Source organism: Mycobacterium simulans, assembly GCF_900232995.1.
GTDB lineage: Bacteria > Actinomycetota > Actinomycetes > Mycobacteriales > Mycobacteriaceae > Mycobacterium > Mycobacterium simulans.
Genome location: NZ_OCVX01000004.1, coordinates 98,051 through 115,325 on the forward strand (window position 1 = coordinate 98,051; position 17,275 = coordinate 115,325).

The 17,275-nt window shown below is 63.3% G+C and carries 20 protein-coding genes and 1 pseudogene; 5 read left to right on the top strand and 16 right to left on the bottom strand.

Translation table 11 applies throughout. The features are described from left to right. Positions 1-675 (top strand): PepSY domain-containing protein (locus tag MSIMFI_RS28995; protein WP_263597420.1); only part of this gene is annotated, 675 nt, incomplete at its 5' end. Between the two features lie 442 nt (positions 676-1,117). On the opposite strand, the gene MSIMFI_RS16670 is transcribed toward MSIMFI_RS28995, so the two are convergent. Beyond that, positions 1,118-2,404, bottom strand: a complete 1,287-nt coding sequence (locus tag MSIMFI_RS16670; protein WP_449870942.1) for a lipase family protein — start codon at positions 2,402-2,404, stop codon at positions 1,118-1,120. A 253-nt stretch (positions 2,405-2,657) separates the two neighbouring features. Here MSIMFI_RS16670 and MSIMFI_RS29745 point away from each other — a divergent pair. Continuing rightward, a pseudogene (locus tag MSIMFI_RS29745) lies at positions 2,658-2,807 on the top strand (transposase); the annotation flags it as partial. 285 nt (positions 2,808-3,092) lie between these two features. On the opposite strand, the gene MSIMFI_RS16680 reads toward MSIMFI_RS29745, so the two are convergent. Then, positions 3,093-3,479, bottom strand: a complete 387-nt coding sequence (locus MSIMFI_RS16680; protein ID WP_224770289.1) for a hypothetical protein — start codon at positions 3,477-3,479, stop codon at positions 3,093-3,095. A gap of 206 nt (positions 3,480-3,685) precedes the next feature. On the opposite strand from MSIMFI_RS16680, the gene MSIMFI_RS16685 reads away from it, so the two are divergent. Continuing rightward, entirely contained in the window at positions 3,686-4,864 is a 1,179-nt protein-coding gene (locus MSIMFI_RS16685) for an SDR family oxidoreductase (RefSeq protein WP_224770290.1), read from the top strand. A 78-nt stretch (positions 4,865-4,942) separates the two neighbouring features. Here the strand turns inward: MSIMFI_RS16685 and MSIMFI_RS16690 are convergent, their stop codons facing one another. The 3 genes from MSIMFI_RS16690 to MSIMFI_RS28275 are packed head-to-tail and all read right to left on the bottom strand — an operon-like array spanning position 4,943 to position 6,008. Further along, complete coding sequence (locus tag MSIMFI_RS16690; protein WP_191498568.1) at positions 4,943-5,611, bottom strand: UdgX family uracil-DNA binding protein; 669 nt, start codon at positions 5,609-5,611, stop codon at positions 4,943-4,945. Then, positions 5,605-5,790 carry a DUF1360 domain-containing protein gene (locus tag MSIMFI_RS28270; RefSeq protein ID WP_263597421.1) on the bottom strand — a complete coding sequence of 62 codons (186 nt, stop codon included), beginning with the start codon at positions 5,788-5,790 and terminating at the stop codon, positions 5,605-5,607. Before MSIMFI_RS28270 ends, MSIMFI_RS16690 begins: the two co-directional genes overlap by 7 nt. Positions 5,791-5,810: 20 nt before the next feature. Then, on the bottom strand, positions 5,811-6,008 hold the full coding sequence (locus MSIMFI_RS28275; RefSeq protein WP_224770292.1) for a hypothetical protein: 198 nt from the start codon (positions 6,006-6,008) through the stop codon (positions 5,811-5,813). Between the two features lie 334 nt (positions 6,009-6,342). Between MSIMFI_RS28275 and MSIMFI_RS16700 the strand changes: the two genes are divergently transcribed. Then, complete coding sequence (locus MSIMFI_RS16700) at positions 6,343-6,687, top strand: hypothetical protein (RefSeq protein ID WP_191498306.1); 345 nt, start codon at positions 6,343-6,345, stop codon at positions 6,685-6,687. Here MSIMFI_RS16700 and MSIMFI_RS16705 read toward each other — a convergent pair. The 4 genes from MSIMFI_RS16705 to MSIMFI_RS16720 are packed head-to-tail and all read right to left on the bottom strand — an operon-like array spanning position 6,641 to position 10,749. Further along, complete coding sequence (locus MSIMFI_RS16705) at positions 6,641-6,931, bottom strand: hypothetical protein (protein WP_191498569.1); 291 nt, start codon at positions 6,929-6,931, stop codon at positions 6,641-6,643. The genes MSIMFI_RS16700 and MSIMFI_RS16705 overlap by 47 nt on opposite strands. 16 nt (positions 6,932-6,947) lie before the next feature. Continuing rightward, positions 6,948-8,438, bottom strand: a complete 1,491-nt coding sequence (locus tag MSIMFI_RS16710) for a molybdopterin-dependent oxidoreductase (protein WP_191498307.1) — start codon at positions 8,436-8,438, stop codon at positions 6,948-6,950. A gap of 20 nt (positions 8,439-8,458) precedes the next feature. Beyond that, positions 8,459-8,947 (bottom strand): oxidoreductase, encoded by a 489-nt coding sequence (locus tag MSIMFI_RS16715; protein WP_224770294.1) that lies wholly within the window; start codon positions 8,945-8,947, stop codon positions 8,459-8,461. 53 nt (positions 8,948-9,000) lie between these two features. After that, positions 9,001-10,749, bottom strand: coding sequence for a glycoside hydrolase family 15 protein (locus tag MSIMFI_RS16720; RefSeq protein WP_191498570.1), 1,749 nt, complete (start codon positions 10,747-10,749; stop codon positions 9,001-9,003). 176 nt (positions 10,750-10,925) lie between these two features. Between MSIMFI_RS16720 and MSIMFI_RS16725 the strand changes: the two genes are divergently transcribed. Continuing rightward, entirely contained in the window at positions 10,926-12,386 is a 1,461-nt protein-coding gene (locus MSIMFI_RS16725) for an aminotransferase class I/II-fold pyridoxal phosphate-dependent enzyme (protein WP_191498309.1), read from the top strand. A gap of 80 nt (positions 12,387-12,466) precedes the next feature. On the opposite strand, the gene MSIMFI_RS16730 is transcribed toward MSIMFI_RS16725, so the two are convergent. The 7 genes from MSIMFI_RS16730 to MSIMFI_RS16760 all read right to left on the bottom strand — a co-directional run bounded on the left by MSIMFI_RS16730 (position 12,467) and on the right by MSIMFI_RS16760 (position 17,271). After that, entirely contained in the window at positions 12,467-13,366 is a 900-nt protein-coding gene (locus tag MSIMFI_RS16730) for a universal stress protein (protein ID WP_191498310.1), read from the bottom strand. 76 nt (positions 13,367-13,442) lie between these two features. Then, the gene (fdxA, locus tag MSIMFI_RS16735; RefSeq protein ID WP_191498311.1) at positions 13,443-13,787 is read right to left on the bottom strand and encodes a ferredoxin; all 345 of its coding nucleotides are present in this window, start codon (positions 13,785-13,787) and stop codon (positions 13,443-13,445) included. 73 nt (positions 13,788-13,860) lie between these two features. Further along, the gene (locus MSIMFI_RS16740) at positions 13,861-14,742 is read right to left on the bottom strand and encodes a universal stress protein (protein WP_191498312.1); all 882 of its coding nucleotides are present in this window, start codon (positions 14,740-14,742) and stop codon (positions 13,861-13,863) included. A 174-nt stretch (positions 14,743-14,916) separates the two neighbouring features. Further along, positions 14,917-15,810 carry a formate/nitrite transporter family protein gene (locus MSIMFI_RS16745; RefSeq protein WP_191498313.1) on the bottom strand — a complete coding sequence of 298 codons (894 nt, stop codon included), beginning with the start codon at positions 15,808-15,810 and terminating at the stop codon, positions 14,917-14,919. Between the two features lie 41 nt (positions 15,811-15,851). Then, on the bottom strand, positions 15,852-16,385 hold the full coding sequence (locus MSIMFI_RS16750; protein WP_085250136.1) for a flavin reductase family protein: 534 nt from the start codon (positions 16,383-16,385) through the stop codon (positions 15,852-15,854). Then, a complete protein-coding gene (locus tag MSIMFI_RS16755; protein WP_186243472.1) occupies positions 16,382-16,651 on the bottom strand; it encodes a hypothetical protein in 270 nt (89 codons plus the stop codon). The genes MSIMFI_RS16750 and MSIMFI_RS16755 overlap by 4 nt, the downstream gene beginning before the upstream one ends. Next, a complete protein-coding gene (locus MSIMFI_RS16760; RefSeq protein ID WP_191498314.1) occupies positions 16,648-17,271 on the bottom strand; it encodes an RNA polymerase sigma factor in 624 nt (207 codons plus the stop codon). The genes MSIMFI_RS16755 and MSIMFI_RS16760 overlap by 4 nt, the downstream gene beginning before the upstream one ends. Positions 17,272-17,275: the final 4 nt, after the last annotated feature.

A 17,275-nucleotide genomic window follows, 5' to 3' on the forward strand; every position in this document is an offset into this window, starting at 1 on the left:
GTGCTGGGCAGCGTGGTCTATGACCGGACGCTGGTCGGCTGGGCCGATGCCATGCACCGCTCGATGCTGCTGGGGATATTTGGCGAGCGGCTGGTCGAGCTGGCCGCCTGCTGGGCGCTAGTCCTGTTGGCGACGGGCATGATCCTGTGGTGGCCGCGTGGGGGCTGGCGCGCCGGCGGTACATTCTGGCCGCGCCTGTCGGGGCGAGGACGGCGCTTTTGGCGCGATCTGCACGGCCCGGTGGGTCTATGGACCGGCGCGCTGATCGGCTTTCTGGTGCTGACCGGCCTGCCCTGGGCGGGTGGGACCGGGCCGCTGCTGCACCGGGGCAGCGGGGCGGCGGGGGGCGGGGGCGGTTGTGGTGGGGGGGGAACCGGCCCCTCGGGGGTGGGCCAGGCCAGGGTGGTTCCGGGGGTTGGGGTCGGAAAGGGGAGGGGGTGGGCGGCCGGGGCTTTGGGGCAGGTCGGTCACATCGGATCTGTGGTCGGGTCGTTTCGAAATCACGCTCAGACTGTGGAGGATGAAGCTCGCCGGATGTGGGCAGCCGGCGGGGAAGTCGTCGGTAACCAAATCGTGCCGAAGAATCTGGATGCCCGCATCTGCCAGCGGCGTCAGCAGACGGGTGTCGATGTCCGTACCGGTGACAAGCGACAAATCGCCGGCCTCGCGCGCTAACCAATCAACCACGGAGCCAGACCCCGCTCCGATGTCCAGGCTGCGGCAACCTCGCCTGAATCCTGCGGAACGAATAGCGGCAATGCTCAGCGCATCGACGGTCGAGGCAAGCAGGCTTAGTCGCTCGTGCTCACCGGGCCAGTCTTTGGTCAACACGTATTCGTTGCGCTGGCCGACATGCCAAGGCGCTGCCGGCGCACTCTGGGCGTTCTGATGGCCGAGTTCAGCCACGTCTGGGCACATGAAGTGGACCCTACGCCAGTGATGCGGGGCGGCCTCGTCGCCTCGGAAGTACGTTCTCTATATAAGACCCGAGTATGGCGGAGACCGAAATACGTTCGTCCAGAACGAGTTTCGGATACCGCCGCGGCTCGGTCACCGCTGGGGCTGGGCGGCCAGGGCTGCGGCACACAGCCGCATCTCGGCTGGCGAGAATCGACAACTAAAACTGGCCGCAGTTGGGTGTAGTGGGAATGCCGTTGAATCGGTCGGCTATCCACTGCATGCCGCGCTCGCCGTCAACCCACGCCGCCAGCACGTGGTTGACACTGGCCTTATTGAGGAACGGCGGCTGCTCGTTGGTCCAGAATTGGACGTCGGCTCCTTGGGCGCACCAGTCGCGGCCAAGCTGATTCGCTTGGGCCCAGGGCACCAGTGGGTCGTACCGATTGATATCGATCAACACTGGCGCGTTGGGCCTGAGGCGCCCGATCCGCTGCATATCGAACAAGGTCTTGAAGGGCTCCTCGACGGCCAGCTGCTCCACATCTTCGGTGAAGTAGCCCTGCAGATGCCGCAACATGAACTTTAGTCCGCTTTCGCCGGCACACTGGTGCCGAGTCTTGGCGAGTAGGTCTTCACCGCGCGGGGTCATCCGGTCGTGAATCGCGCCCGCCCACTCTGGGTAGGCATAGACGAAGCCGTTGATCACGTAGCCGACAACGCCCACCATTACATTGCCGTCCAGAAACGGCAACATTTCGGCCAGATTAGCCGGCGGCGCACCAGAATACGTTCCCACGATATGCAGTTCCGGGGCGTAGGCGGCGGCGAGTTCGGCCGCGGCAGCCGTCGCCCCGCCGCCCTGCGAATAGCCCCACAAGGCGACCGGACCCCGTGGGTCCAGCGACGTGCCGGGCAGCCGCTGGGCGGCGCGCGCTGCATCAAGGACTGCTTGCCCTTCGGCCAGCCGGTTCACATAGGTGTGCACGCCCGGCGTACCCAGTCCCTCATAGTCGGTCATCACTTCCGCGAACCCGCGGGCCACCATGGTCGCAACGAAGGTCTCCTCGTAATTGGCCATGAAGTCGAGCCACGCAGACCAGTGGATGCCTTGGTTGAACATCCGCGATGGTGCGCACTGATCGCCTTGCCCCTGGGTGCCCGGGGCGTAGCTGATTAGCGGCCGCGACCCACTGCCGGGCCACGGATTGTCGGGCTCAAAGTATGTGCCGGTCACCGCAATAGGATTGCCCCGCGCGTCGGTACTGCGGTACATGATGCGGGTGCCGGTCGCCATGATCGCACCCAGCTGCCCGGACGGCTCGAGCACCAAGCGCGACGGCTCGGCACGGATCAAGTCGCCAGGACGGCCGGGCGGCAGCGGGTCAGGCGGGGTGTAGAACTGCTCGTACTGGCTCTGGTCGCCCTCATAGTCAAAGTTGGCGTCGGCATGCGCCGATGGCGCGAAAATTACTCCGCCGCAGAGCAATAACGACACAACGCCGATGACCGTTGATGATCCAGACCAGAACACATCGCGGTAAGTTACCAGGGGGGTAGCAAATTGGTAACGAAAAAGCTGCCACCTTGTGGCACCCCTGTCCGTTCGGTACGGACATTTTGCGCACTTCGCGGCATAAGTAGTAGATACGCTGAGACATTTTGTCTCATTGATGTGCCCTTGGTAGGTGAGTCCGCCTTGTTTTTAGCGTCTGTGCGGTGTGGGGTCGGAAGGGACGATAATCACATAGCTTGCCGGACTGGCCGAGACGGGCAAGACCAATGAGCAGATCGCTGCAGAGGTGGAGGTGTCAGCAGCGACGCTGAACAACTGGCGCGGCGCCTATGGCGGCATGGATGTGGATGCCGCCAAGGAGCTTTGGGAACTGCGGGAGCAGAACGCGAAGCTCGAGCGGATGCTCGGCGACGCTGAGGTGGAAAAGACGCTCTGCGCGAGGTGGCGACTGGAAAATTCTAACCCCGAACCGCAAGCGCTGCGCCGTCACGGCGTTGCGCGACCGGTTCGGCGTGTCAGAGCGCCGCGCCTGCACGGTCGTGGGCATTCATCGGTCCACGATGCGCCTGAGCCGCCACCGATCACCGATGAGGAAGCCGAGTTGCGGGTCTCTTTGTATGCGACTCGCCTGCGTCATCGGACCCTATGCGGCACCGGCATTTTCGAGTCTTTTCGGCATCTAGGTCCTAAACAGCATTGCCGTCGCCACGACATCGGCCAGCAGCAAGGCAAAACCAGACACTGGTACAAGGAATCCCAACCGACGGAACGCGGCGAAACAGGAGACAACGATTGTCAACGCGGCCACCACCGGTGCGCCATAAAGCAACACGCCATAAACGATGCCACTCGGCCCCAAGTGCGGGCATTGCGCCCCACTACACGCGGCGATGCTCATCGCCGCGCCGATCGCAAACATCATGACCAACAGCGCCGCCGGAACCGTTAGCAACGCCAGTGCCCAGTTCACCAATCCACGACGGCGACTGCCATAATCACTGCTCTTCGGCGATTGGGTGCTTGCATCGGCGATCCGCTCGCCGGTTTGTTGGTTCGGCAGAGTCATGCACCCCCTTCGTAGGATCTCGCAGCCTTAGCGCGCCACAGCCACACGCGATTTCTTGTCAACTACCCACGTTCGTTGTCCCGAAACATGACGTGAACATGACGTGCCGTGCCGGGCAGGCCCAGATGTCAGTGGCCGGCGAGCAAATGTTTATGCAAATATCCCGGGGGTAGTCGGACGATATCGCCGAGCAATGGGGAGCACTCATGTCTGCGTCTGACGTACCGACGATGTACCCGGTTCGACCCAGTGTCCCCAGTACGGCCAGAGCACTCGGTGACCAGTTCGGCGAAGCGATAGCCCAACTGGGCGAGACCTTTCGACGAATCGTCAGCGGATGGCCGGAGGCCGGGTTGCGGCGACAAAAACGGCAAACTCCGCAGGTGGTGGTGGTGACGGGCGCGAGCGCCGGCATCGGACGGGCTACCGTACGCTTGCTGGCACAGCGCGGAAGCCGCATCGGACTGCTTGCCCGTGGTAAGGCGGGTTTGGATGCCGCGGCAGCCGAGGTGCGGGCCGCAGGCGGAGAGGCGCTTCCGATTCCCACTGACGTAGCGGATTTCGGCGCGGTGGAGCGGGCGGCACGTCAAGTCGAGCAACGATTTGGCCCCATCGACGCATGGATCGATGTGGCGTTCACGTCATTGTTCGCGCCGTTCACCGCCATCGAGCCGAATGAGTACCGCCGAGTGACCGAGGTGAGCTACCTGGGCTACGTGTACGGCACCAAGGCCGCGCTCAATCGCATGCGCACACGTGATTCTGGTGTGATCGTGCAGGTAGGTTCGACGCTCGGCAGCCGCGCCATACCCCTGCAGTCTGCCTATTGCGGGGCCAAGCACGCGATCAACGGGTTCACCGAATCGGTGCGCACCGAGCTGATGCACGAACACAGCAACGTTCGGATCACCGTGGTACAGATGCCGGCGGTCAACACTCCGCAGTTCTCATGGGTGCGGTCGCGTATGACCAATCACCCACAGCCGGTTCCCCCGATATATCAGCCCGAAGTCGCCGCTCGTGGAGTCGTCTACGCGCTGGATCATCCTCGCCGCAAGCAATATTGGGTCGGTGCCAGCACTGCCGGAACCATCGTGGCTCAACGTTTGGTACCCGGATTGCTCGACCGCTATCTGGCTCGCACCGTATATGACTCCCAGCAGACGGACCAGCCGGTCAGTCCCGATCGGCCCGCAAACCTATGGGAGCCGCTGGATGGACCCGGCGGCGAGGACCACGGTGCGCACGGAGTCTTTGACAACCGTTCGCATTCACACAGTGGCCAGTCGTGGGCGTCGCGGCACGCTCGAACTCTTGTGTCGGGTCTCACTCTGGCAAGCACTGCTGCGGCCGCCCAGTGGGCCCGCCGTCGAGCCCAGCGATGACTTGGGTCAGCCGGGTCAAGCGGCGATGAACTGGCTGAAACCGTGTGTCTGGCTGAGTCGTTCGAGTATCGGCCGACGTCAACGTCTTTCAAGTTCGATGCCGGCGCTCGCATTCCGCAGGTCGTCGACGAATAACCGGTAGCTCTCGCGACGGCCTGCACTGCGATCACGCAAGATCGCCGATGGATGAACGGTGGCCATGACGACCGGTTCTGGATCTACTTCTACGCCAAGGGTTGCTGGCAGGTGCAAATGCTCACGCCGATGGGCGGTTAGCCGAAATGCATTGCCTAGTAAGGATTGTGCGGCTGTTGCACCGAGACAGACGATCACTTTTGGCCGTACTGCCTCAATTTCGGCGATCAGCCAGGGTTGACACGCAACGACTTCGGTCCGCCCCGGTTTCTGATGTATCCGGCGCTTGCCCTCCGTGCTGAACTTGAAATGCTTGACGGCATTGGTCTGATAGGTCAGCCCGACATCGATATTGGCCTCGTCGAGCGCACGCTCGAGCAGTCGACCGGCCGGACCAACGAACGGAAGTCCTTCCACGTCCTCACGATCACCGGGCTGCTCACCAACCAACATGAGCGGCGCATCACACTCGCCGTGACCAAAGACCGTCTGGGTGGCGTTTTTGTACAGGACACAACCCCGACAGCTGCGCGCCGCCTGCTCAAGGGAACGCAGCGCGTGATCGTCGGGCAGGTAGTGCTCTGCACCCAGGAATTTTGCTGGGGTCATGATCGCGCGTTCTTAGCACCTTTCGTGGTGTGCTGGCTCAATCCCTGGGCAGACCGCTGCGCCATCCCGTCGCCGAGGTGAAGACAGTCGTCGCCCGCCAATGTAGTGAAGGTGCCCGTGATCAGACGCGTTAGCCGGGGCGCGAAGATCAACCCGATGGCACACAACGTGGCCACCCACATATCGAGACAGGAGCGGCATGTCAACGCCAGTCACCCGCAGCCTTGGTCAAGGTTCGCGCCAACTTGTGGGTGCCCAACACTCCCAACACCATGGTGAGCAGGCCCTGTACCCTTCGACCGTTCCGGCAGTCGGCATCCGGGCCGGGTGTCTGTGCCGCGGCATTCGTCAGCGTCCTGCCGCGCGCGACCAGCCACGTCGGCGCTGATCTCGGACGCATCTGCCACCGGCAGCTCCTTACAGGCTCGTTGGGCACAGGCTCGTTAGGGGCTCAGTCGAGACTTCGTCGACAATGGCCCCGCAGGCCCGGGTACCCGTTTCGGTGTCAGGCAATCCGGTGCCACGACGGCTGCCTGAGGCCGCACCCGGAACGTGTAGCGCGCCGTTCGCACGGGTATCCCGCCGCGAGAAGGGCGCACGAATTGAGCATGGTCACACCCTGTCCGGCATGGCAATTGGGCGAAACCGGGTATATCTCGCCCACTAGGTGAGCCGTAATTGGTCAGCGTGGCCAAGCCGCAGCTGTGACGCCGCAGAACTGATCAGGAGTGGTCATGAGCGCAGTACCTGAGCACCCGAGGGCGATTGGCGTCGACGACGACATGGAATTGCTCAATGAACAGCTCACCGAGTTGCGGGCACTGGCACAGCAGGACTCCGTGACCGAAGACCAAATCTACGATTTCAGCATCAGGTGGGGTACCGTGCTGGCCGGCCGGCTACGGCGGCTGGTGCACTATAGCTCCCTGGGTTTGCTCGACGCAGCCGACGAAGTCGGGTTTCAGAACCTGCGCCACGAACTCAACGAGGTATCGACCGTCATCGATCGATTCAAACTCTCCCGACCTCGCATCACCGAGAGCGCGGGCCCGCGGCGCCGCCGCATCTGGAGTCGGTAAGAAATTCCTCGCCCCGCAACTTGATCCCCGTCCGCGGTGCCGTGCATGCCGGATTGCGGCAAGTCAGGGCCACCAGATAGGCGTCCGCGTCTTCGTCGAGAAACAAGAAGCCGAGGTAGAGGGCATCCCCGACATCGAAATCCATTGCACCACAGCACCCGCAATGCCCGTCCTTCGCGGCGACCTGGCGCAGCACCCGGTTGCGCGCGGCGGCATCCAGACCGATCAGCTCAGAGCGCACCATTGTTTCCTGGCCCACGTCAGATCTCCACGTCTTTGTCGTAGTAAACGTTGTCTTCACGCCAGCCACCCCGTCCATGGCCGATGCCGGAATAGTCGTCGACGAACTCGATCTGGTTGATCCATTTGGCCATCTTGAATCCGACTTGGGTTTCCACCCGCAGCCGCAGCGGCGCACCGTGCTTGATCGGCAACGGCTTGCCATTCATTTCATAGGCGAGCAGGGTCTGGGGCTTGTAGGCCAGTTCGAGATCCAGAACTTCGTAGAACTGGCCGCCCCCGTGTGCGCTGGGTTCGTCGGTGCTGTTGTTTTGCATGGTGAGAAAGCAGATGTATTGAGCCTCCGGCAAGGGCCGCACCAGGTCGACGAGGCGGGCCAGCGGAACCCCGCTCCATTCGCCGATACTGCTCCAGCCCTGCACGCAGTTGTGCAAGACCCGCTGTGTCTGCCGGTCTGCCAGAGCTCGCAGGGCCGCCAGGTCCAGCGTCACCGGCCGTTCGACCAGTCCGCCGACCCGCAGACGCCAATCCACAAAGTTGTGCACCGCCATCACCTTGTAGGCGATGGCTGTCGGTGGCTTGCCGTTGACGCGATGTTCTTCGGAGAGTTTGCGTACCGGATAGTTTTGCCGGGAATTCAACGGCCGCAACAGAATACGCCGAACACCGTTGATCACGGCGCCGAGCACTCGTTGCACCGATTGGGGCCGGCGAAGGCTCCATACTGTCGCCGCCACGTGGACGGCGATGACCACGCCGATGATCGCGAACGAAACCGCAGTCGCCAAATAGATGCTTCGTACCGCGCCAAAGATCATCGCAGCGTTGAGCCGGCCCCAGCCCCAGAAGAACACCATCGACACGTGGATAACCATGAAGACCAGGAACGCGACCAGCCCCAAGAAATGCAGGCTGCGCGCCGATTGGCGCCCGCCCCACAACTGGACGTACCAGGGAAACCGGGCTTCGATCGCCGGGGACTGGGCGGCACCGGTGCAGATCATGAACGGAGCGAGGAGAAAAATCACCCCCGCATAGGTCAACTTTTGGATGGCGTCGAACGGTTCGTCGGGCAGCAGTGGCGGCAGGTTGAACGACAGATAGGCGACGATGTCGTTCCAAGCTTCGGCAAAGATCGACCATGAGTAGGGCCAGTACCGGTGCCATTGACCGGTCGCGAACAGCAGGATGTAGTACGACAGTCCGACCAGAATCCAGCCGAGCACCCCGAAAAAGTGCCAGTGGCGGCCCATTCCGAGCTGCTTGCGCCCAGGCAACGAAATCAGCGGGTGGTAGTCCTCCTCTTCATCGAGCGTGTCGTACAGCCTGTCGGTGGGCATCACCTTGCGAGTGAACCGCGCCCATTCGGTACCGGGCTTACTGTCGTCATTCCAGTACAGCTTGGGGTGGGTGGACAGGATCTCGATTCCACTGCGCATGACCAGTGTGATCAATAGCAGATTCAGCCAGTGATCGATGCGCAGCCAGACCGGGTAATCGAGCGTAGTCATGTCAGGCTTCCAGCGACCCGTCAGCCATACCAATTCCGCCGTCGTGGATAGGCCACATTGATGCCCAACACAATCGACATGTGCAAGCCGATGAATCCCACCGCGCAGGCAGCCGCGAACGTCCCTGGAGCCAAGTCCCAGCTGCCGGTCAAGTCCGCCAATCCGGGCATGCTGGCCGCCCTGCTCGCCAGGTATAGGCCGAGAAAGACGACGCCGACCATGGTGCCCAATTGCCAACCACGTTGCGGCAGAACAGGATTGAAACCAGCCCCCATCGCAACTATCGCCAGCAGACAACTGGTTATCAACAGCGCACAATAACCGGCAAAGTATGCGGGCACAGCGGTTGCCGTCGCCCAAACGTATAAGTGCGCCACAACCAGACCGACGAGGAGTAGACCGCCCGCGGCGGTCACGGCCCGCGGCAGATTGAACGCGACGTAACCATTAAGCGTGAGAACGCGGTACATCAGACTGCGACGCCACACCCGCCCTATCAAAGCGCGCACCGCTGGTGCATACCCGACTGCCACTACCGCAAACCACCCGCCGGCCGTCGTCGCTAGCCGACCAGACGATGTGCGGTTTCAAACAGCAGCGCATGGACAAAGGCCTGCGGGAGGTTGCCGCGCAGTTGCCGCTGCTCCACATCGAACTCCTCCGCGAACAGCCCGGGCGGGCCGCAAGCCGTGCGACTGCGTTCGAACCATCGAACGGCGGCCAGGTCGTTCCCCTGTTGGTGCTCGGCCAGCGCCAGCAGGAACCCGCACAACAGGAAAGCCCCCTCAACCTCACCGAGGGGGCGGTGGTCCGGACGGAAGCGATACACGAAACCTTGCTCGGTCAACTCCGAACGCACCGCAGCGAGGGTAGCGACGCTACGCGGATCGTTCGCTGAAACCGCACCACGGACCACGGGCAGCAGTAACGCCGCGTCGACGCGTGGGTCGGCCGGCGCCCGTTGCCACCTGCCGCTTGGATGTAAACAATCCGCAGTGTCGGTGACCAATCGCTCGGCCAGCTGCTGCCACGCGGCGCCCAGCCGCGCCGGGGCCACCGTGGCGATGCTGCGCAGCCCCGCCGCGCAGGTCAACCGGGAATGCGCCCAACATCGTGCGTCCAGTTCCCAGATACCGGAATCGGGCTCGCGCCAACGTTGTTCAATGGCCCGAACCAATGTCAGGACCGCCTGCCAGTGTGTGCTGTCGAGACGGTCGTGGCGCTCTGCCGCGGCAAGCAGTAGCAGCGCCTCGCCGAGGACGTCGAGCTGGAATTGATGTGTTACCCGGTTGCCGCTCTTGGCCAGAGCACCGGGGTAACCGGGCAATTCGAGGTCGCGTTCCTCCGGCGGCGGTTCGCCATTTACCGAATATGCCGGCCTGAGGTTTGGGCCGTCGGCCAGGACTCGCTCGCTGACGAACCGGACGGCGTCGTCGAGCAACGGATATGCGCCCGCGACGGCGACCGCTTCCCCCGCGTAACACTGGTCGCGGATCCAGCAGTACCGGTAGTCGTAATTACGCCCTTGCTCGGCCCGTTCCGGTAACGACGTCGTCGCCGCGGCGACCATTCCCCCGTCGCTGCTCGTCAGGCCGCGCAGCACCGCGTAGGCGACCTCGGCGTCGACGTCGGCGAGGCTGTCCGTGCATGCTGGAACCGCCTGCGCCCAAGCACTTTCAGTGACATGCCACGCGTTCTCGGCGCGTATGACATCTCCATCTAGTTCTTTGTCGGAAAGCTCGAGAACCAGGTCGTGGTCCCGTCCGGGAACTGCGTCCAGCACCGCCTGCAGCGAACCGTCGTGGCCCAGTTTGGCGGAAGCTGCCCCCGTCCAGCGGAATCGGCACGGGCCAGATCTCCCGGTCCACACCCCGTCCGAGACCGCAATTTTCGACATTGCGTAAGCGCCGAACTCGGCGCGTACGTCAAGCGCGACCCGCAACTGCGGTTGTCCGTCGATAGCGTGGATGCGCCGCAGCAACACCGCAGTGCCCGGGTCGCCAGGCAAGGCCAGGGCCTCGCGGCACTCGACAATCCCTTCGGTGGTGACCCAACGCGAACGCCAAATCAGCGACCGCCGTTCGTAGTTTCCACCCCATACGAAACGGGGTCGATTTGGAGCGACTGCGTATACGCCGGGGCCACCAAGCAGCGAATTGAACACCGCGCCACTGTGCCAGCGTGGCAAGCACATCCAGCAGTAGTCACCCCGCGGCCCGACGACCACGCCGCGTTCTCCGTCCGCCAGCAGGGCGTATTGCCGAAGTACTTGTGGCGGATAGCGTTCCGCGAGTAGTCGCCGCTCGTCCATCTCGCCTTTCACGCAGAACGGATTTACGACTCGTAGGAGGGGTCGCGCTGAGATCGGTGTGGTCGATGGCACCATGCGGTGCTTGCGGGCTGGTCGACCATACCGGGGTTGATACCCGCGATACTGTGCGGCAAACGCCGGATTGCGGCCCGTGGTCCGCGGGTACTCGATTGATCATGGATCAGTCGCAGGCGCCGCTGCTGGACGCGTTGCTCGACTACCATCGCAACAACCGATACGGCTTCTCACCGCCGGGTCATCGCCAGGGTGCTGGCGCCGACGACCGCGTCCTGGCCATCTTGGGCAAAGATCCGTTTCGCAATGACGTGCTAGCCACCGGCGGGCTTGACGATCGGTTGTCTCGCGGTAGATACCTCGCGCGGGCAGAGGAATTGATGGCCGATGCGGTCCGCGCCGACACCGCATTTTTCTCCACGTGCGGCAGCTCGCTGTCGGTAAAGGCAGCGATGCTGGCCGTGGCGGGCGGCGACCGGGGCGGTCTCCTCGTCGCTCGAGATAGCCACAAGTCGATCGTCGCCGGCCTGATCTTCTCCGGGGTGCTCCCCCTGTGGATTACGCCGAGATGGGACAGCCAGCGCCACTTCTCGCACCCACCGTCGCCAGAGCAGGTTCGGGCCGCGTGGGACCAGCACCCCGACGCGGCCGGAGCACTGATTGTGAGTCCTAGCCCGTATGGCACCTGCGCCGACATCGCGGCCATCGCCGACGTCTGCCACGAGCGCAACAAGCCGCTGATCGTCGACGAGGCCTGGGGGGCGCACCTACCGTTCCACGAAGATCTGCCGACCTGGGCGATGGACGCGGGCGCCGACGTCTGTGTGGTCAGCGTGCACAAGATGGGAGCCGGATTCGAGCAAGGATCCGTCTTCCACCTGCAGGCTGATCTTGTCGATCCCATGCGGCTGTCATCGTGCGCCGATCTGCTGATGACCACCAGCCCCAACGTGATGGTCTATGCCGCCCTGGACGGTTGGCGACGCCAGATGGTCGAGCAGGGCCACGATCTGCTGACTGCCGAGCTGGAGCTGGCCGGCTATCTGAGGTCGTGTCTGGCCGAGCTCGCCGACGTAATGATCCTTGAGGAGGAGTTGCTCGGCAAGGAGGCGTCCTGTGACCTGGACACGACTCAGGTATTGATGGACATCTCGGCAACCGGAACATCGGGATACCAGGCCGCAGACTGGCTTCGGGAAAACTGCCAAATCGACCTCGGCCTCAGCGATCACCGTCGCATCCTGGCGACAATGTCGTTCGCCGACGACAAGCGCACCGCGGACCGACTCGTGGATGCGATGACGCGATGGCGGGTGGCCGCACGAGAATTCGAGCGGCCGCCGTCGATACAGCTGCCGTCGCCAGCTCAACTGCAACTTGAAACGGTCCAACTGCCCCGCGATGCGTTCTTCGCACCAAGCGAACTGGTTCCCGCAGCGGACGCCGTCGGCCGCATCGCCGCCGAACAGATCACCCCCTATCCACCCGGCATTCCGGCGGTTGTGCCGGGTGAATGCCTCAACGACGGCGTCATCGACTACCTGCGATCGGGTGTCGAGGCGGGCATGACGCTGCCCGATCCCGCCGATCCGACGGCACAACAATTCCGCGTGGTCGCCTAACCGGCGCGAGCAGACACAAAATCGCCCTGGATCGCGCGTTCCGGGGCGATTTTGTGTCTGTTCGCGCTAGCCCAAGGAGCTCAGGAAGGTCGCGCGACGATCACGGGCATCCGGACGGAGTGCACGACCGCGTTGCTCACCGAACCGAGGAGTATGCCGGTGAGACCGCCGCGGCCGTGCGTGCCCACGACGACCAGCTGAGCGGATTCCGACCGTTGGACAAGCTGTCGCGCCGGCCGATCGCAAACGACCACTCGGCACACGGTCACGTCCGGGTAGCGTTCCTGCCAGCCCGCCAGACGCTCGGCGAGACTGCGCTCAGCTTCGTCCTTAACCGCCGACCAGTCCAACCCCGGCAGTTCGACCAAGTCGAGGTCGCTCCACGCGTGCAAAGCGATCAGCTCGACACCGCGGCGCGACGCCTCGTCGAAGGCCACGGCCGTCGCGAGCTCCGAGGTCGGCGACCCGTCGATGCCCACCAGCACCGGAGCGTGCTGCGGATGCGGCATCAACGGATCTTCGTCGTGGATAACCGCCACCGGACAATTTGCGCGCCGCACCACACTCGAACTGACCGAACCGAGCAAAACCCGGGCTATCGCTCCGTGACCAGAGCTGCCCACGACCATCAGCTCGGCCTCGGCGGACATTTCAACCATGGTGGGCACGGGGATTGAAAACACGATCTCGCTATTGATGGTGAGCGTGTGGTCCGGCGCGGCGGCCTCTTCGGCAATCTTGACCGCAGCGGCGATTACCTTGCGCCCCTCATCTTCCTGCCAAACCGCCCACGTACCCGGGTACGGCATTGGCGGCCACGTCGCCACGTCGGTGTTCACCACATGGACCACCGTCAACGGAATGTTTCTCATTGCGGCGTCACGGGCCGCCCAACTCACGGCGGCGTTCGATGCGGGTGAGCCATCGACGCCGACGACAACGCCGTACTGTTTCGTGGAGGTCGTGTCGGTTGCCGGCATTTCGTTTCTCCCTACGTCATACCTAACCTCAATTAGCCCACTGAGCGACTTACTCTGCAATGCATCTGCCGGCTAGTCACGAGTCGCGTGCAGGCATGGCTGCGACCAAGGGTGTATCGACACCGACTCGGCCCACACCGGCGGCGCCGCCCGGCGAGCCGAGGGGGACGTCTCGGCCCGGCAGAGTCTGGCGGAAGAATGCCGCGTTGTCGTCCAGGTGCTGGCGCTGGTCGTAGGGCAGATCCCCCTCCCAGTAGATCGCCTCGACACGGCATGCGGGCTTGCAAGCGCCGCAGTCAACGCACTCATCGGGGTTGATGTACATCGTTCGGGCACCTTCGTAGATGCAGTCGACGGGACACTCCTGCACGCAAGACTTTTCGGCTACGTCCACGCACTCCTTGCCGATCACATAGGTCATGGCGTCAAGCTATAAAACCACTGCCGGCCAACGCGCCTATCGAAAGGCCTTATCCGATGGGACCAAAGACCTCCTAGGGCCGGACCACGATCACGGGAATCTTCGCCGAGTGAGCCACGGCAGAACTGACCGAACCCAGCAGCATGGCGGGAAATCCGCCGCGGCCGCGACTGCCGACCACGACGAGTTGGGCAGCTTCACATGCCTCAAGCAGCCAGTGGGCGGGCCGGTCACACACCAGCGATCGACGAACATGAACATCCGGATACTGCTCCTGCCAGCCCGCCAGGCGTTCCGCGAGGACTTCCTCACCTTGACTCTCGCGGTCGCGCCAGTCCATCCCGAGAACCGGAAACACGCCGACGTCACTCCAGGCGTGCAGTGCCACAAGATCTACGCCGCGGCGGGAAGCTTCGTCAAATGCCAACGCCGTCGCGGCATCTGACGCCGGCGATCCGTCGATGCCCACGAGCACGGGTGCGGTGGAGTCTCGAGCCGCCCCTTCACCGGAATGAATCACCGCCACCGGGCCGTGCGCATGATGAATCAGCGCCGTGCTCACCGAGCCCAGCAGCATCCGACCTAGAGCGCCCATCCCCTGGCTACCCACGACGATCATCGAGGCTTGCTTCGAAGCCTCAATGAGCGTCGGGACGAGATCGGAATACACCGTCTCGGTGCGCACTTCCGGCGGCTCGGATTCACCCAGGCTGCCGGCGAGCGCCTCGCGGGCCTGCTCGATGACCTGCTGTGCGGCGTCTTTCTGCCACTCGGGCATGTCCGCGTAGAGGCGGCCCACCGGCCAACCGACAACCACGGGGGCGACCGCGTGCAGCAGGGTGAGGGACGTTCGGCGCATGACGGCTTCACGGGTTGCCCAGGCGACGGCGGCGTCGGATTCCGCCGACCCGTCAATGCCGACCACGATTCCGTATTTTGTTGTCGTATCTGCCATTTCCCGCTCCCTGCATCGACCCCATGGTGGCACTCCACGGCTGTCGACTAACGCTACAAGACGTCGCTACCTGCTCGGTAGGGACGTTTGACGACCGCGGTTGGAGTCCAATGGCCCTACGCTCATCGTGCGATACCGGTTACGTTTCTTGACGACGGTTGTAACGACGGGTGGCTATGTCGCGGCGCCGGCTATCCCCTGCGGCTGAAGGCGTCCGATCACGTAAAACGGCACGGCCACGAAGAGAGTGCCGCCGACGAGATTGCCAGCGCCAGTGACGCAAATATTCGTGAGCAATCCGTGACTCCCCAATCCCCAACCAATCGCGGTGTGTGGTGATGAAGCGTGAAATGCGCTGAGCAACATGGGAAGAGCAAGAAATCCGACGTTGGCCACCACGTGCTGAGTTCCACTCATGACGAACGCGCACGGACCATAGAATGCGAATCCCATCCGCGCGACATCGCTGCGAGCCTTGTAGTACAAGCACATGGCCGTTTGCAGGAACCACGTGCACAACACCGCCAGCAAGAACGCGGTCCAGAAGGGTTGGCCGGTTTTCTCGACGCCCACGGCTGCGGCTCGCGCGGCGAACACACCCAGGTACGGGCCGCCGGCAGCAGCCGACACCGTGACAAACGTCAGGACGCCAACAAGATTTCCGGTTAGACCGACGACGAGCAGCCGCAAGTAGCCGGCCCAGCTCATGCGGGCCTGAATGACTGCGAGGAATCCGGCAGCCATGTCCGCAGTGATCAGCGACATCCCCGAGACCAGGATGAGCACGAACGACATACCGAACGCCAGGCCCATCAGCAGGCTGGCGATTCCGGGTGTGCTCACCCCTGTGCTCACAACCAAGGACAGCAGCGTCCCGAACCCCACCATCGCACCGCCAACCACCGAGCGCGTCAGAAATGCCCACGGGTGCGCGGCTTTCTGGATCGCCATGTCGGCGATACGGCACACCATGGCTTGGACGCTGAGCGGCTCAAACGGATCCTCGATGACGGGGTCGATGACTGGCGGCTCTTCAAGGCATCGTTGAGCCGCGGCGGGCTGCGACATAGATTTGTCCCTTCGGCGAAGCGCGGAAAGCTCTGCGCGGCTTACGAAGCCACCATCGAACCGACAGTGTCCATCCAGTCGTGCATCCGTCCCGCGTAGTAGAGCAGCGGCAGCGTCTCATCCCGACGAACCACACAGGCGCGAATGAGCAGGATGACGTGATCTCCGGCGTCGTAAATCCGGTCTATGAAACCACTTACGGAAGCAGCGGCGCCAGCAAGAACTGGGCAGCCATTGTCGTCGGTGTCGAATTCGACTCCTTCGAAACGGTTCTCGACCTTGCTCGCAAATCGGTGGGCCAGGTGGGCCTGGTCACGTGCCAGGATGTTGACGGCCACTGAACCACCGATGCGGAACGCCGGAAGGCTGCCCGCACCGCGCGCGACGCATTGCAGCAGCAGCGGCGGGCAGATGGACACCGAGGCGAACGAGCTGATGGTCATGCCGACCGACCGCTCCCCCAATCGCGTCGTCAAGATGGTGACACCGGACGGGAAGGCGGCCATGGTGTGGCGCATCGCTACTGCATCGACGGGTCCGCCGATCGTCCACATCTGGTCTTCAGGAGCATTCATCGATCGTGGCCTTTCCTGAGGGTGTTGATCGCGTTGATGACCCCCGTAATGTGCTCATCAGTGAGCTTCTCCCCGTCGAAAACGTGGTTGAGCAGGATCTTGAGGTCGAGCATCTGCTGCAGATAGATCAGGCAGGGAGGGCACTCTTCGAGGTGTCTGGCCACGATCGGGCCCCACTGCTGCGGATCGGAGTCGACAAGATCGTCGACGAGTCGAACGAAGTCGACGCAGTCGATCGCGGGAACTGTGTTGTCGTAGACGGTCATCGTTGATACCGCTTTTCCAATTCGTTTCGAAGGTTTCCTCGGGCGCGATACAGCAGAGCGCGCTGCGCTTCGGCGGAGAGTTCAAGAATTTCGGCCGCCTCTTCGGCGGACGTGCCGACGAGGTCACGGAGGATGATCAGCTGTCGTTGCCGCACCGGCAGCGCATCCAGCGCTGCGCGCACGACCCCGACCAACTCCTGTGCCACGGTTTGGTCCTCCGGCAGGAACCGCCTCGACGGCGGGACACTCCAGTGTCCGGCATCGGGATGGCCGGCAGGATGCATGCGGCCGGACAGCGGGTCAGCTGCATCTGTATCCACGGTGGCCAGCACCTCGTGCTCGCGGATCCGCGACTCCCGGCGCCGATGCCGCGATGCGGTGATCTTGACGATCCCGAACAACCAGGTTGCCACCGAGGAACGACCTTCGAACGAGCCCGATGACTTGAGCACCTGCAGCCATGCCTCTTGCACAGCTTCTTCGGCCACCGTCGGTGAATTCACCATTGTGCAGGCAAAATTCACCATCGGCCGGTGGTAGTCGCGCACCAAGCTGGCCAGCGGGATACCGCCGACCATGAGCTCGGCTGCGGGCTCGGGAGGAACCGAGACCGGGGTCATCGTT